We start from the raw sequence: 14,715 nt of genomic DNA, 5'->3' as shown, positions 1-14,715 counted from the left end.
GGTTTAAAGTTGGAATTGAGATACGAATTTTATATTGGTGCAACATGCAAAGAAGTGTGGGATATTCTAGTGACTCCGGAGGGGACGCGTAAGATTTTCTTCGGCAGCGTATTAGAGTCCACGTTCGAGATTGGCTCCGACTTCAGATACATCGGACCAGGCAATGACGGCGATGAAACCGTCCATGTATACGGCACGATACTGGCCTATGAACCGGAAAAGCTTCTCTCCTGCATAGAGCATGCTGGCCCGTCCTACAATCCGAACCATGCGGATTTTGAATCCCGGATGACGTTTACCTTGGAGACAGTCGGCAGCTGCACGAAAATGACGCTCATCAATGACCAATGGACGCCGAACCACCCAAGCTTCGAGAGAACAAAAGCAAGCTGGTGGATGATATTAAGCAATATCAAAACATTTGCGGAGACGGGTAAAACATTGGATTTTGGTTGGTAACATGCGGCGAGCTCAAAAGGTCATTTTCCAGGCCCTTTGAGCTCGCCTTTTCATTCACTCTATAACGGCAAAAGAGCCAGCGATGCTTTCCCCTCTAGTCTCTCGACCATCTCATGCCAGGCCTGCGGCTTATTCGCAAGAACGGAATAGTAACGCTTCAGGAACTTCACTACAATCGCTGCGTCAAGCTGTGTCTTATCTTCATCTGTTGGGAGGAAACAAAGATCCAGCTCTTCCACTGCTTCCCCATTGTTCTCCCAAGAAGGATGAACATACGGGAAATCGATCCGCTTGTATCCCAGATGGGACAAGACTTCGCGCCGCACGTAAGGATCCATCGGCTTCACGCCGCCGAACGCATGGCTTTCGATCCGGTAGGGATCATAGATTTCGGCGAACATCCCCAGCATCGGCTTGCCCGACTCGGTAGCTAAGGCCTCCAGGTCGTTCCAGCGCTTGCGCGCCAGGAAGCGGCCAATGCCAAGCCCCGCTTGACCGATAATGGTGAAATCCGTCATCGCTACTTGGAAATCCTCGTAATAGCGGTACTCCGTCGTACCAACGACCTTTCCTTCATGAACAGCAACAAACACCCGAATGCCGGGATCCGCAAGCGGCTCCTTCCACAAGGAATATTCCAGCACTTCCTCCGGCGGGAACACCTCTTTCATCAGATCATGCATCGCACGAAACAAAGGGTTATCTATACTTGTAATCCGTATGTATTCCATTCGTTCTCAAGCTCCTTTATGTCAAAATTCGGAATGGATTCCGCCACTCCATCAAAAGCCCATAGTTTTGCGACTCCTCATCCTGCAAATAATCAGGCACCACCTGCACCGGTGTCCTGCCGCAGCGGAGCAGGAATGTAAGAACCGGATCCTTGTAAGTCCCTGCCATGACCGCCTTCACATAATCCTCCGCGCTCATAGTACCCGCATGCTTGTGGTAACCCGGCATGCGCCCGCCGCCAAGCAGCCTGCGCAAGCCCAAATGCACGACCACCTCATACATGGACTGCATCAACCATTTGCCGAGACCAAACTTGCGGTAGGCGGGCATCACGCAGATATCCACAATGTATAAGGTATCGCCGTCAGGCTGATGCGTACGGATGTAGCCGTCGTCTGTCAGCGTCGACCAGCTATGATCGGACGCATGCTCTTCCTCGTAGTCGACGAGCAGCCCCGTGATCGACCCAACAATCTTACCCGCCACCTCGACACAAAGTGCGCCTTGAGGAAAACGCGTAACATGCTCAGTGAGCTGTTCTTCGTTCCACCAAAGTTCTGACGGAAACGGGGGCGGAAAGCTTTCCTGCTGAACGCGGATCAGCGCGTCGAAATCCGCCTTTTCATAATTGCGTATGACCGCCTCAATCGGCTTGTCGCCGTCGAAGACGTACAATTTTTTGGCGTAAAATTTGTGCGAATTTACATCCATGACGCTATGCAAGCCCCCTCGCCCAGATTAAGCCCAATCGGTGTACAGATCCGTCCTGCGGTCACGCCACGTAGTGACAGAGCCTTTTTCGCGGACAAGGGTTAGCAGGTCTAGATCCAAATCAGCCGTGACTACCATGTCGCCGTTGATTTCACCTTCAACCAACAAGCCTTTTGGCGGAAAAGGCACATCGTTCGGGGTAATGACAGCTGCCTGACCAAAGTTCGCGCGCATGAAATCTACCGTTGGCAGAGCACCTACCGTCCCCGTCGTGACGACGTAGATCTGATTCTCGATCGTTCGTGCATGGCACGTATAACGCACCCGATGGAACCCGTGACGGTCATCCGTACAGGATGGGGCAAACAGCACGTCAGCGCCGCGGGCTCTGGCCATTCGGACAATTTCCGGGAACTCCACGTCATAACAGACGAGGATCGCAATGCGCCCTTTATCGGTGTCAAAAACCTGCAAGGAATCGCCGGCGCCCATATTCCATTCCTTCACTTCAGTTGGGGTAATATGGAGCTTTTTCTGTTCCCCGATCCGGCCATCCGGATAAAATAAAAATGCCGTATTGTACAGTTTACCTTCCTCAGAGGTAATATGCGTACCGCCAATGATATGCATGCCCGTCTGCTTCGCCAACCCTTGGAAAAGCTCCCGGTAAGCATCCGTGTACGAGGGCAAAGCATCAATCGGCAGCGCTTTACCGTGCTCATCGCCGATCGACATTAGCTGTGTCGTAAACAATTCGGGAAACAGTACAAAATCCGCCTCAAATTCCTGAGCCACCTTCACATAATGCTCCACCTGCGCGGCGAATTCCTCAAAATTACGAATCGAGTGCAAATGATATTGCACGGCCGAAACTCTCATTTTCAACGCCCATCTCTCCTCAACTTGTCATCGTTTCTGTGCGCCAGAGTTACAAGCTAACGAGCACTCGTCCTCTAACTTTTCCACCCAAAACCTCTTGCGCCGCCTCAGCAGCCCCATCCAGCGTAACTTCTTTATAGACCATCCGCTCTAGCAGCCGCGGCTTCAATTCGCCAGCTATCCGCTCCCAGAGGGGGCTCCGGATCTCCGCCGGGCAGTACACCGAGTCAATGCCCAGTACATTCACGCCCCGCAGAATAAAAGGAAACACCGTAGCGGTAAACTCACCGCCGCCCGTCAAACCGCTCAGGGCAACCGATCCGGCATACTTCATCCGGCTCAGCACATAAGCAAGCGAGTCTCCTCCAACAGGGTCGACACAGCCCGCCCAATACTCCTTGTCCATCGGTTTTCTCACGGACGGGGAGAGCTCTTCCCTCGGTACTACCCGTGTCGCCCCCAAATCAAGCAAGTACTGATGATCAGCAGACTTGCCCGTACTTGCTTCCACCTCATAGCCGAGCGCTGCCAGCATCGACACACTGTTGCTCCCTACACCGCCGGTTGCGCCGCGAACAAGCACGGGGCCCCTCTCCTTGTTCAGCCCGTTCTCCTCCATGCGCTGGATCGAGAGCGCTGCTGTAAAGCCTGCCGTTCCCAGTATCATCGCCTCGCGATGGGATAGCCCCTTCGGCAGTGGCACAACCCAGTCAGCCGGAACACGCGCATAGCCGCTGAATCCGCCATAGTGTCCCGTTCCCAGCTCATAGCTGGTCACTAGCACCTCATCGCCTTCGCGAAAACGCGGGTCCGACGAGGCGGCAACCGTCCCTGCCAGATCTATGCCCGGCACCATAGGGTACGTGCGCACGACGCGTCCATTCGGACTGCAGGCCAACGCATCTTTATAATTAATACCCGAGTATCGCACGCGTATCGTCACTTCACCCGGCGGTAAATCTTCCATTCGCAGCTCTTTCACATGAGCGGAAAAACGCTCCTCCGTCCGCTCCACCATCAACGCATTAAAGCCTTCCATTCCGTTAGCCTCCTCGATCCACATAGGTTTAGATCAAGCGAAATTTCCATCAACTACCTATTAAGTGTACTAAAATCGGGGGCAGGATTCAAAGGGTGTAATCGACGAACGTAACTAACCGTTAGCGTTTCCCCTCTGCACTTTACAGTGAGCCAACGCACACATAAAAAATATCCCTCCAACAGATCGCATTCGAATTAACGATGTAAAACATCGTTGGAGCGTGCCACAGCTACTGCCGAGGCATCCGTAACGATGTAATACATCGTTACAAGCCACACACGTCCTGCTTGATCGGCCTTTTCGCACCTGCTACGATGTAAAGCATCATTGGAGCGTCCTACAGCTACTGCGGAGGCATCGGTAACGGTGTAAAACATCGTTACAAGCCACACATAGCCTGCTTTGTTGGCCTTTTCGCCAAGCCGTAGACATAGACGTAAACAGCTCGCTTAGCGGGCCTTTTTGCCCCAGCAATTGACTCGTTAATGTGAGGAAACCCGAACATACCATGGATAAACGACTTCATCGTCCTTTTGGGACGTCCGCGTTTGCCAAGGTTGATGCGAAGCAAAAGTGAAAAACTTATAATTTCTTATCAACGCACAAAAGAGCCCCCGGTCAAAGACCAAGGGGCTCCCATCTTACTGCTGCTGCGCAAAGCCCGCAGCTTCCAAAAACCGTCCGAACGCCGCTTGCCCGGCTTCGTCACGCTTGAACACGCCCGCGTCGAGCAGCACGTCCATGAACTTGCCGCCGACCTCCGCCTGCAGCACCGCCTTCGCGCCGTCAGCCGTCAGCGCAGCGCCGTGCTTCGCGAGCATCGCTTCGATCCATGCCGCATGCTTATGCAGCGGATGACCGGCCTCTTCGCGGATCGCGCTGCCGAAGTCGGCTTCGCCCGTGAGGATCTTGGCGATATCCGCCAGCTCCTCTTGCAGTCGGCCTGGCAGTACCGCCAGCCCCATGACCTCAATCAAGCCGATGTTCTCCTTCTTGATGTGGTGCAAGTGCTGGTGCGGATGGAAAATGCCATCCGGATGCTCTTCGCTGGTACGGTTATTCCGCAGCACCAGGTCAAGCTCGTACTCGCCCCGCGCATTGTTGCGGGCGATCGGGGTAATCGTGTTATGCGGGATACGCTGTCCGTCCTTCTCGCTGAAGGCGAGGACGTCCGCTTCCGCATCGCTGTATGCGCGCCAGTCGTCGAGCAGCTTGCTCGCGAGCTTATACAGAAGCTGCTTGTTGTGGCCGCTTAAGCGGACTACGGACATCGGCCACTTCACGATGGCAGCCTTCACGCCGGCAAACTCAGCGTGAACAAACGTTTTCTCGCCGGGCGCTTTTTCCATCGGGAATTGATGACGTCCGCCCTGGAAGTGATCATGGTTCAGAATAGAACCTCCCACGATTGGCAGATCCGCATTGGACCCGATGAAGTAGTGCGGGAATTGATCGATGAAATCAAGCAAACGGTAGAACGTACTCGCCGTTGTTTTCATCGGAATATGTTTCTCGTGGAAAATAATACTGTGCTCGTTGTAATACACGTAAGGAGAGTACTGGAAGTACCATTTCTCGTTATCCAGCTCTAGTGGAATGAACCGCAGATTTTGCCTTGCCGGGTGATTTACACGGCCAGCATAGCCTAAATTGTCTGCGCAAAGCAGACATGCGGGATAGCTGCTTTGCGGCAGCGTTTTGAGCAGGGCGATTTCCTTCGGATCCTTCTCAGGTTTCGAGAGATTGATCGTGATTTCAAGATCGCCGTATGCGGTGCCCGCCAGCCAATATTCATTCTTCTGAATACGATCCATCCGGATGTAGTTCGAATCAATGGATTGTTTGTAGAAATAATTCGTTGCCGCCTCGACCCCGGTGGTCTTAGCCATGCTCCAGAACTGATTCACTACCTCGGAAGGACGCGGCATGAGCAGCCCCATAATCCGTGCGTCCAGCAAATCGCGATACGTCGTTGTATTCTCTTCCAGAAGGCCTGCTTCGTAAGCCGCGTCCAGCAGCTCTTCAAGGAGGCCAACAGGGCTGCTTAACTTCTCAGCCGGCACTTCTCCTGCATAAGGCTCGGCAAGACCGAATAAATCAAGCAAAGCATTTCGTGAAGTATAGACATCCAACTGCTCAATCAATTCATTTTGCTGCGCAAACTGAAGGAGCCTTTCTATGGTCAATGCTGCAAATTGCGTTGCTTTAGCTGTCCGTTCCATGTGCCACTTTCCTTTCTAAACAAGCCTACTCGGCGTAACCGCTCGGGTTATTTTGGTGCCAGTTCCATGCGCTTTCAATGATGGATTCCAAGGAATCGCGGCTCGGCTTCCAACCCAGTTCCGTTCTTGCACGCTCGGAGGAGGCAATCAACGTTGCAGGGTCACCCGCTCTGCGCGGTTCGATTACTGCTGGAATCGCATGCCCCGTTACTTTGCGGGCGATATCAATCACTTGCTTAACCGAGAAACCAGTGCCGTTACCTAGGTTATAAATATTGCTTTCAGCTCCGCCGCGCAGCTTCTCTACTGCAAGCACATGGGCGCTGGCCAAATCGCTGACATGAATGTAGTCGCGTACGCAAGTGCCATCTTCAGTTGCATAGTCGTCTCCGTAGATGGAGATATGCGCTCTTTGTCCAAGAGCTACTTGCAGAATGATTGGAATGAGGTGCGTCTCCGGGCTGTGATCCTCGCCGATTTTGCCGCCGGCATGCGCGCCAGCCGCATTAAAGTAACGAAGCGATACATATTTGATGCCGTGAGCCGTGTCGAACCATTTCATCATTTTCTCCATCGCCAGCTTCGTCTCACCATACGTATTCGTAGGCAAAGTACGGTCGCTTTCCAGGATCGGAATATTCTCAGGCTCGCCGTAGGTCGCCGCTGTCGACGAGAACACGATATTTTTCACGCCGTATTGATTCATCTTCTCTAGCAGGCAAAGTGTTCCGTACACGTTATTGTGATAGTATTTGGCTGGATTCGTCATACTCTCGCCAACAAGCGAATTCGCCGCAAAATGGATGATTGCATCAATGCTATTTTCTGAAAAAACAGTATCCAAAAACTCACCGTCACGCAGATCGCCGACATACAGCTTGCCGCCTAACACAGCATCTCTGTGTCCTTGCTGCAAATTATCGACAATAACAACTTCTTCCTCTTTTTCCAGCAGCTCAGCTACTGCATGCGAACCGATATAGCCGGCTCCGCCCGTTACTAGTATCGCCATTTTACAACGCCTCCCCGACCTGTTCGACACCATTCCCGATATCACATACATAGAAGCTCGGTGTTAAACCTGTTTGTTCTGTATATTCTTTGCCGACTTGATCGATAAATGTTTGCACGCTGTCCTCATGAACCAAAGAAACCGTACATCCGCCGAAGCCTGCTCCTGTCATGCGCGCCCCAAGTACACCCGGAACTTTTAATGCTGCCGCAACCATCGTATCCAGCTCTATGCCGGTTACTTCATAGAGATCACGCAGGGAGTCGTGGGAACCAATCATCAGCTTGCCGAAAGCTTCAAGATCATTTTTTTCCAGAACTTCAATCGACTTGAGGACACGATCGATTTCTTCTATAACGTGCTGCGCTCTGCGGCGAACCGTTTCGTCTGGAATCAGATGCTTATATTCGTTGAACTGATCAAGGTTCAATTGACCTAGCAGTGTGATAGCAGGGAATTGCTTTTGCAGATAAGCAACGGCTTGCTCACATTGGCTTCTTCTCTCATTGTAAGCGGAGTCGACGAGACCTCTGCGTTTGTTGGTGTTTCCGATCACCAGCTTGTAGCTGCCGCTTTGGAACGGCACATGGCGATATTCCAGCGTGTCGCACATGAGCAGGATCGCGTGATCCTTTTTGCCATTAGCTACTGCGAATTGGTCCATGATTCCACAATTCACACCAACGAATTGGTTCTCTGTTTTTTGCGCCAGCAAGGCAATTTTCACGGTATCAACCGGATATTTTTCTAATGTCTCTAAGGCGAATGCCGTAACAACCTCGATGGAAGCGGAGGACGAAAGTCCGGCACCGTTCGGAATTTCACCGTGGAACAATAGATCGTAGCCGCGCGTAACCGGAAAGCCTTCTTTGGCCAAATGCACGAAGATTCCTTTCGGATAGTTGATCCAGTTATCTTCTTCTTGGTAGGACAAGTCATCTATGGAAATTTGTTTGCGAAGCGCCAGGTTGGTCGATGCAAATCCAATGACACGGTCTTGTCTTGGACGGATAAGAAGAGTCGTTCCGAACGTTAACGCCGCAGGGAATACATAACCTCCGTTGTAATCCGTGTGCTCGCCGATCAGGTTAACCCGGCCTGGAGCATGAAACGCTGAGATTGGCGCTGCGGATTCCCCGTAAATTTCAATAAACGTGTCCTTCAAAGCTTGCAAGTCTGCCATTCTGGCACCGCCTTTAGTATTTTTTGGATTGCTGTAGGAGCAAGTTTGTAACTTCAGTATAAGAGAAGAACGTGTGATTGGCTATGGAGGCATGTAATTTCCACATGGAAAAATGTGATCTCACGTTTGGTTCCTGAACGTCAAATATGGTACATTGGAAAGAGTCAACAGACTTCTCGATAGGAGCTGAGACAAGTGACGCCTAAGAAGGAAAGCTACTACGTCGTTTCCAATCCATTGCCCTCCAGGGAAGGCGCTTTGACCGTGCTTTTTGCCGGAGAGAGCCAAACGAAGCCTGTCCATCGGCTGGGTCCCAAAGTATATGATTACTACCTGATCCACTACGTCATTTCGGGAAAAGGTGTCTTCTCCTCGCAAGGAGAGGACTACGAGCTTGGAGCCGGAGAAAGCTTCGTCATCAAACCTGAACAGCTGATCAGCTATGTTTCGGATGAGCACGATCCGTGGCATTACTGCTGGATTGCCTTTACGGGCGAGCAGGCTTCGGAGCTGATTGCGTCTACAGGCGTTAATCCTTTACAGCCTATTATTCACACAACCCGTAATCGGCATATCCCGGTTCTTTTCCGCCATATCCAGCAAGCTTTACGCGCCAGAAAATCCAACGCTCAGCTGCGGTCGATTGGGTACCTGTACCAACTGCTGGGCGAGTATTGCGAAGTTTTATCCGCCTCGGGGGCGGCAGGTTTCGTCGCTGAAGCCGAAAGCGACCGTGTTGTGCAGCAAGCGATCCATTACCTGTCCACGCAATACGCCGAGCCGATTACCATCGAAATGATGGCGGAGAGCTTGGGCTATAACCGCGCCTACCTATCGCGCATATTCAAACGGCATACCAAGATGACCCCTGTAACGTTCCTGCTCAAGCTGCGAGTGGATAAAGCGCGCCAACTGCTGCGCGAGCGGTTGGAGCTGACGATTGAACAAATCGCATCGTCTGTCGGTTTTTATGATCCGCTATATTTCTCCAAACAATTCCGCCGCTTATACGGCGTCTCGCCGAGCGAGTATCGCAATCAAATCAAATCGCTATAATAAAGGGCTGCATCAAGATCATGATTGATCCTATGCAGCCCTTCTTATTATTTCAGCTTAAACCGGCTGGTCTGCTCCGCAAGCTTCGATCACTTGCTTAACGGCAAGCGTGATGTGTTCAGACGATTTCGTCGACTAGTTCGCGATCGCGGTCAGTTCTTCGGAGGATGCGGCAGTATGGGAGATGACTTCCGATATTTTGCCGATGATCTCCGAGAAGTATCGAGCAAGCCACTGATGTTTTTCCGCATAGAGGCAATCTCGTCTTCGCCGAGGTTAGGCAATCTTCCAGATACTACTTGCGAAATAAAGACAAAAACACCACCTCAGGAGCTACTACTCCCAAAGTGGTGCATTTTCATTTTCTATCTTTAACTTCTGGCTCTTAACGCTTGCCCGGATCGTAAGGCTCACCGAGTGCTGACGGTGCTTTAGCTCGGCCTACTGCGCCTGCTAGTACTAAAATCGTCAGTACGTAAGGCAGCATGTAGAGGAACTCTTGTGGAATGTTCTTCGAGAAATCGAACAACCGCATGAAGTTGTTGAGCGCCTGCGCCATACCGAAGAAGACGGCAGCGCCCAGGGCGCCAAACGGATGCCATTTGCCGAAGATCATCGCAGCCATCGCGATAAATCCTTGGCCTGAAATGGTGTTATGCGAGAAGGCGCTTGTTGTCGTCAGCGTAATCGTCGCGCCGCCAAGCCCGCCCAGCAGACCACTGATCAGTACAGCGATATAACGTATGCGCTTGACTTTAATCCCAACGGTATCCGCCGCACTCGGATGCTCGCCTACGGAACGCAGACGCAGACCGAATGGGGTTTTGAACAGTACGTAATACGTAACAGCCACGAGAATTAGCGCAATATATGTCGTTGGATAGGCCGTGAAGAACGCATATCCGATATACGGGATTTTCGACAAAAGCGGAAATTCCCATTTGGAAAACACATCGTTTAACGTTTCGGTTTGACCCGCGCCGTTGAACAGCACTTTAACCAGAAACAGCGTCACGCCTGCAGCCAAGAAGTTGATAACCACACCGCTGATCACTTGATTGGCCTTAAAGGTTATTGTCGCTACCGCATGAATAAGAGCGAAAATCAGCGCAAACAACATAGCTGTCAGCAATCCAATCCAAGGAGACCAAACGCCCATATTCGCCTCTTCCGCATAATAGGCGCCAACGGCGGATGCAAAAGCTCCCGATACCATAAGACCCTCAATCCCAATGTTGACTACACCGGAACGCTCCGAGAAAATACCGGCAATAGCTCCGAAGATCAGCGCTGTCGAGTATACGAGTGTTGTGTTGATAAGTTCACTGAATTTCGTGAAAAACGCGTTGAGCATTGTGAGCAGGTCCATGTTACGACGCCCTCTCTTTCTTGCGTTTGCTATAGAACGGGATGAGCACCCATTTGACAATCCCTTGTGTGGCCACAAAGAAGATGACCGAACCGATGACGATACGGATAATCTCCGGCGGCACATCGGCACCAAAGCTCATTCCCGCTGATCCGTAGGATAAACCGCCGAACAGCGCGGCTCCGAGGACAATCCCGAGCGGATTGTTCGCACCTAACAAGGACACGGCGATGCCATCAAATCCATATCCAGGCGATGCCGCGGCTACGACTTGATAGTGGAACACGCCAAGAATTTCAAATACGCCGCCAAGCCCGGCAAAAATACCCGAGATAAACATTGCTTTAATAATGTTTCGATTCACGTTCATGCCCGCATACTTCGCAGCATCCATATTATGGCCAACGGCACGCAGTTCGTAGCCCTGCTTGGTTTTCCATAAAATCACATAAAACGCTACCGCTGCAAGGATGGCAATCACGGTCCCCCAGTGGATCCTGGCATGATTCATAAGGTCTGACAACCAAGTGATACTTAGTGAAGCCGAGTCCTGAATCATGTAAGAACGCTGCTGCTTCGGCTCCAGCAGGAATGTATTCACGATATAGTTCGACAGGAATAACGCGATCCAGTTAAGCATGATCGTTGTAATAACCTCGTTAACCCCGCGTTTGGCTTTTAAATAACCAGCGATCGCTCCCCAGAGCCCGCCAATAAGAGCCCCGACGATAACGGCTAACGGTGCATGAATAATCCATGGAAGCCCCGTCACTTTGACGCCGATAAAGGTTGCCCCGGTCATACCCATGACGAACTGCCCTTCAGCTCCGATATTAAACAAGCCCGTCCGGAATGCAAAAGCGACAGATAAGCCCGTCAAAATCAGAGGAGTAATCGCGCGAATCGCTTCCCCGATGTCATACGAATTCCCGAAAACACGGGCAAATAACGCACCATAAGCAGCAATCGGATTGTAGCCGCCTGCCAGCATGACGAGCGCTCCGAATAATAGCCCGAGCACAATCGCCACGATGGGATTCACCGCTGATTCACTTGTTAAAACACGAACAACCTTATTCATGAGCGGCTCCTTTCCCCGTGCGCTTACTGCCGGCCATGAGGAGTCCGATCTCTTGATCGTTCGTCTCTTGCGGCAGCACTTCTCCCACAATCTGTCCTTCGTAGATAACCGCAATGCGATCCGACACATTCATAATTTCATCCAACTCAAAAGAAATCAGCAGAACGGCCTTGCCCTTGTTCCGCTGCTCAATCAGCTGCCTGTGTACGAATTCAATAGCTCCGACATCCAACCCGCGCGTTGGTTGAGCGGCAATTAACAGATTTGGATTCTTGTGTATTTCCCTGGCAACAATTGCTTTTTGTTGGTTGCCTCCTGACAAAGAACGGGCTTTGTTATAAATGCTTGGCGTTCTTACGTCAAACTGCTTAATGAGCGCTTCCGCATGGCGGTCTATCGCTTCATAATTGAGAAAGCCCGCTTTGTTATAGGCAGGGTGGAAATACGTTTCCAACACCATGTTTTCACTCATGGAGAAATCGAGTACAAGTCCGTGTTTATGCCTGTCCTCCGGAATATGAGACAAACCCGCCTCTGAGATCTCTCTCGGCGTCTGGTTCGTGATATCGCTTCCCGTCAGCAATACTTGTCCGCTGTCAACGGACCGCAGTCCCGTTAATGCCTCGATCAATTCACTCTGTCCATTGCCGTCGACACCGGCGATGCCCAGTATTTCTCCGGCTTTCACCTCGAAATTAAGCTCTTTCAAAGCAGCTAGCCCTTGTTGATTGCGCACAACCAAATTCTTAACTTGGAGAACAGGCTCCCCAAGGTTCACTTCCTTTTTATCAACCTTAAAAGAGACGTCGCGCCCGACCATCTTCTCCGCCAAAATCTGCGGGTTCGCTTCCGCGCTTGCGATGGAATCAATTACTTTGCCGCGGCGAATAATCGTCACGGTATCAGCAATCTCCATAATTTCTTTCAGCTTATGTGTAATGAGAATGATGGATTTGCCCTCTTTCACCAGATTGCGCATAATGACCATCAATTCACTGATTTCTTGCGGCGTTAGTACGGCTGTAGGTTCATCAAAAATGAGAATATCGGCGCCACGATACAGCGTTTTCAATATTTCAACACGCTGCTGCATACCGACGGAAATATCTTCGATTCTTGCTTTTGGATCAACGCGCAGCCCATATTGCTCGGATAGCTTGCGCACTTTGTCTTGTGCTGTTTTAATGTCGACATTCAGCCCTTTTTTAGGCTCCATGCCCAAAATAATGTTTTCCGTTACCGTAAACGGCTGAACTAGCTTGAAATGCTGATGCACCATCCCGATACCCAGCTCGATCGCACGATTGGGGCTATCGATAAAAACTTCCTTGCCTTGTACTTTAATAAACCCTTCGTCTGGCTGATAAAGCCCGAACAAAATATTCATCAGTGTGGATTTACCCGCACCGTTCTCGCCCAGCAGGGCATGGATTTCACCCTTCATCAGCTTCAAGCTGATGGCATCATTCGCTACAATACCCGGAAACCGCTTCGTAATGTTGCTAAGTTCAACAACAGGGACTACTTCACTCATCAGATCACCCTAAGGATCAATTTTTTATTACCTTTAAACTAAGAACAAGGCTAGTTATTATAACTAGCCTTGTTTGAACAGGAGTAAACCTATCGTTCGTAACCGCTATGCCTATTATACGCTTCTTATGGTTTTTCAGGAACTTTGATTTCGCCGCTGATGATTTTTGCTTTGTACTCATCCACTTTTTTCAAGATATCGGCTGTTACGTTTTTCTTGGAAGTCTCAGGAAGACCTACACCGTCATCTTTAAGACCAAGCGTTACATTTTTACCGCCTTGGAATTTGTTGTCGATAACGTCTTTGGAAACACGAGCAACTGCGTTGTCAACACGTTTCAACATGGAAGTCAGTGTCACTTCATCGCCGAACTCAAGGGATTGGTCTTTATCTACACCGATAACCCAAACCTTTTTACCGTTTTTCGCACGGTCTTTTGCTTCGTTGAACACACCGTTACCTGTGGAACCTGCTGCATGGAAAATGATATCAGCGCCATCGTTGTAGATCGTTGCTGCTGCTGCTTTACCAAGGTCAGGCTTGTCGAAAGCGCCTGTATAGTTAATTTTAATCGTTGCGTTAGGGTTAACAGCTTTCACGCCGGCTACGAAACCAGCCTCAAAACGTTTGATAACCGGGATGTCGATACCGCCAACGAAACCGATTTTGTTGGTTTTCGTCGTAAGACCTGCAACCACGCCCACGAGGTAAGAACCTTCTTGCTCGGAGAATGTAACGGATTCTACGTTTGGAGCTTCAACAACGTTATCAATAATCGCTAATTTAGCATTCGGGTTTTGTGTTGCAACCGTTTTAAGCGCATCGCCCATCAAGAAACCGATACCCCATGTCAAGTTGTAACCGTCTTTAACGAATTGGTTCAAGTTAGGCGTGTAGTCAGCATCGCTTTTACTTTCCAAGTTCTTCACGTTTGCGCCGGTTTGCTTTTTCAACTGCTGTAAGCCTTCCCATGCGCTTTGGTTAAAGGATTTATCGTTTACGCCGCCAATATCTGTTACCATGCCGATTTTGAAATCTTTGCCGCTGTTGTTGCCAGGTGCTGCGGATGCCGCGCTACTTGCAGCTGGAGATGCGGATGCCGCCGGTTTTGTTTCTTCTTTTTTGGCGCAACCAGTTAAAGCCAACGCGGAAACAGTGACAGCCATTAGTGCTGTTGTGAGTACTTTTTTCATCATTTCTACCCCCAAAAGATAATTTAAAATTGTTCCTTAAATCCCACATTCTAGGTTGACCAGAACTAGTTAAATTATGTATATCTGACTTTAGACCGAGTGTATCACTTTGAACATGAACTTAAAAGCAATCGACACGGCAATTGAACATAATTCGTGATGTTAAACAAGTTAACACGGCCTTTTTGTAAACCCCTACAATATAGGTTTTAAGCCCCAATTATTTATTATACTACCACCGG

14 protein-coding genes are annotated in these 14,715 nt (G+C 50.3%); 2 read left to right on the top strand and 12 right to left on the bottom strand.

The genetic code is table 11. From position 1 onward, the window contains the following. The first annotated feature begins 9 nt into the window (after window positions 1-9). Window positions 10-459 carry an SRPBCC domain-containing protein gene (locus J2Z65_RS15810; protein ID WP_167054569.1) on the top strand — a complete coding sequence of 150 codons (450 nt, stop codon included), beginning with the start codon at window positions 10-12 and terminating at the stop codon, window positions 457-459. A gap of 59 nt (window positions 460-518) precedes the next feature. Here the strand turns inward: J2Z65_RS15810 and J2Z65_RS15805 are convergent, their stop codons facing one another. The 8 genes from J2Z65_RS15805 to J2Z65_RS15770 form a co-directional block, all read right to left on the bottom strand. After that, the gene (locus tag J2Z65_RS15805) at window positions 519-1,190 is read right to left on the bottom strand and encodes a GNAT family N-acetyltransferase (protein WP_167054571.1); all 672 of its coding nucleotides are present in this window, start codon (window positions 1,188-1,190) and stop codon (window positions 519-521) included. 16 nt (window positions 1,191-1,206) lie between these two features. Next, window positions 1,207-1,902, bottom strand: coding sequence for a GNAT family N-acetyltransferase (locus tag J2Z65_RS15800; RefSeq protein WP_167054573.1), 696 nt, complete (start codon window positions 1,900-1,902; stop codon window positions 1,207-1,209). Window positions 1,903-1,929: 27 nt separating this feature from the next. Continuing rightward, window positions 1,930-2,787, bottom strand: a complete 858-nt coding sequence (locus tag J2Z65_RS15795) for a carbon-nitrogen hydrolase family protein (protein ID WP_167054575.1) — start codon at window positions 2,785-2,787, stop codon at window positions 1,930-1,932. Window positions 2,788-2,830: 43 nt separating this feature from the next. Continuing rightward, the gene (locus J2Z65_RS15790) at window positions 2,831-3,820 is read right to left on the bottom strand and encodes an acrylyl-CoA reductase family protein (RefSeq protein WP_167054577.1); all 990 of its coding nucleotides are present in this window, start codon (window positions 3,818-3,820) and stop codon (window positions 2,831-2,833) included. Between the two features lie 197 nt (window positions 3,821-4,017). Then, on the bottom strand, window positions 4,018-4,200 hold the full coding sequence (locus J2Z65_RS15785; protein ID WP_167054579.1) for a hypothetical protein: 183 nt from the start codon (window positions 4,198-4,200) through the stop codon (window positions 4,018-4,020). Between the two features lie 264 nt (window positions 4,201-4,464). Then, window positions 4,465-6,045 (bottom strand): UDP-glucose--hexose-1-phosphate uridylyltransferase, encoded by a 1,581-nt coding sequence (locus J2Z65_RS15780; RefSeq protein ID WP_167054581.1) that lies wholly within the window; start codon window positions 6,043-6,045, stop codon window positions 4,465-4,467. 25 nt (window positions 6,046-6,070) lie between these two features. Then, window positions 6,071-7,057: a UDP-glucose 4-epimerase GalE gene (galE, locus tag J2Z65_RS15775; RefSeq protein WP_167054583.1), complete on the bottom strand. Its 987-nt coding sequence runs from the start codon at window positions 7,055-7,057 to the stop codon at window positions 6,071-6,073. 1 nt (window position 7,058) lies between these two features. Beyond that, window positions 7,059-8,240, bottom strand: a complete 1,182-nt coding sequence (locus J2Z65_RS15770) for a galactokinase (protein WP_167054585.1) — start codon at window positions 8,238-8,240, stop codon at window positions 7,059-7,061. Between the two features lie 186 nt (window positions 8,241-8,426). Between J2Z65_RS15770 and J2Z65_RS15765 the strand changes: the two genes are divergently transcribed. Beyond that, window positions 8,427-9,296 carry an AraC family transcriptional regulator gene (locus J2Z65_RS15765; RefSeq protein ID WP_167054991.1) on the top strand — a complete coding sequence of 290 codons (870 nt, stop codon included), beginning with the start codon at window positions 8,427-8,429 and terminating at the stop codon, window positions 9,294-9,296. Window positions 9,297-9,681: 385 nt separating this feature from the next. Here the strand turns inward: J2Z65_RS15765 and J2Z65_RS15760 are convergent, their stop codons facing one another. The 4 genes from J2Z65_RS15760 to J2Z65_RS15745 form a co-directional block, all read right to left on the bottom strand. Continuing rightward, on the bottom strand, window positions 9,682-10,665 hold the full coding sequence (locus J2Z65_RS15760) for an ABC transporter permease (protein WP_167054587.1): 984 nt from the start codon (window positions 10,663-10,665) through the stop codon (window positions 9,682-9,684). Between the two features lies 1 nt (window position 10,666). Next, the gene (locus tag J2Z65_RS15755) at window positions 10,667-11,746 is read right to left on the bottom strand and encodes an ABC transporter permease (RefSeq protein ID WP_167054589.1); all 1,080 of its coding nucleotides are present in this window, start codon (window positions 11,744-11,746) and stop codon (window positions 10,667-10,669) included. Further along, complete coding sequence (locus tag J2Z65_RS15750; protein ID WP_167054591.1) at window positions 11,739-13,280, bottom strand: ABC transporter ATP-binding protein; 1,542 nt, start codon at window positions 13,278-13,280, stop codon at window positions 11,739-11,741. The genes J2Z65_RS15755 and J2Z65_RS15750 overlap by 8 nt, the downstream gene beginning before the upstream one ends. Before the next feature lie 125 nt (window positions 13,281-13,405). Next, window positions 13,406-14,473: a BMP family lipoprotein gene (locus tag J2Z65_RS15745; protein WP_167054993.1), complete on the bottom strand. Its 1,068-nt coding sequence runs from the start codon at window positions 14,471-14,473 to the stop codon at window positions 13,406-13,408. Between the last annotated feature and the right edge of the window lie 242 nt (window positions 14,474-14,715).

The organism is Paenibacillus aceris (genome assembly GCF_017874035.1).
In the GTDB taxonomy this organism is placed as follows: Bacteria; Bacillota; Bacilli; order Paenibacillales; family NBRC-103111; genus Paenibacillus_E; species Paenibacillus_E aceris.
The sequence above is the reverse complement of the archived record's forward strand: the minus strand, read 5'-3'. Positions and strand labels throughout refer to the sequence as shown.

Bases quoted from the DNA above. Each gene is read 5' to 3' on its own strand.
- J2Z65_RS15805 (WP_167054571.1), bottom strand. From the start codon at position 1,190: ATGGAATACATACGGATTACAAGTATAGATAACCCTTTGTTTCGTGCG.
- J2Z65_RS15800 (WP_167054573.1), bottom strand. From the start codon at position 1,902: ATGGATGTAAATTCGCACAAATTTTACGCCAAAAAATTGTACGTCTTC.
- J2Z65_RS15790 (WP_167054577.1), bottom strand. From the start codon at position 3,820: ATGGAAGGCTTTAATGCGTTGATGGTGGAGCGGACGGAGGAGCGTTTT.
- J2Z65_RS15785 (WP_167054579.1), bottom strand. From the start codon at position 4,200: ATGTTTTACACCGTTACCGATGCCTCCGCAGTAGCTGTAGGACGCTCC.
- J2Z65_RS15780 (WP_167054581.1), bottom strand. From the start codon at position 6,045: ATGGAACGGACAGCTAAAGCAACGCAATTTGCAGCATTGACCATAGAA.
- galE (WP_167054583.1), bottom strand. From the start codon at position 7,057: ATGGCGATACTAGTAACGGGCGGAGCCGGCTATATCGGTTCGCATGCA.
- J2Z65_RS15770 (WP_167054585.1), bottom strand. From the start codon at position 8,240: ATGGCAGACTTGCAAGCTTTGAAGGACACGTTTATTGAAATTTACGGG.
- J2Z65_RS15760 (WP_167054587.1), bottom strand. From the start codon at position 10,665: ATGGACCTGCTCACAATGCTCAACGCGTTTTTCACGAAATTCAGTGAA.
- J2Z65_RS15755 (WP_167054589.1), bottom strand. From the start codon at position 11,746: ATGAATAAGGTTGTTCGTGTTTTAACAAGTGAATCAGCGGTGAATCCC.
- J2Z65_RS15750 (WP_167054591.1), bottom strand. From the start codon at position 13,280: ATGAGTGAAGTAGTCCCTGTTGTTGAACTTAGCAACATTACGAAGCGG.
- J2Z65_RS15745 (WP_167054993.1), bottom strand. From the start codon at position 14,473: ATGAAAAAAGTACTCACAACAGCACTAATGGCTGTCACTGTTTCCGCG.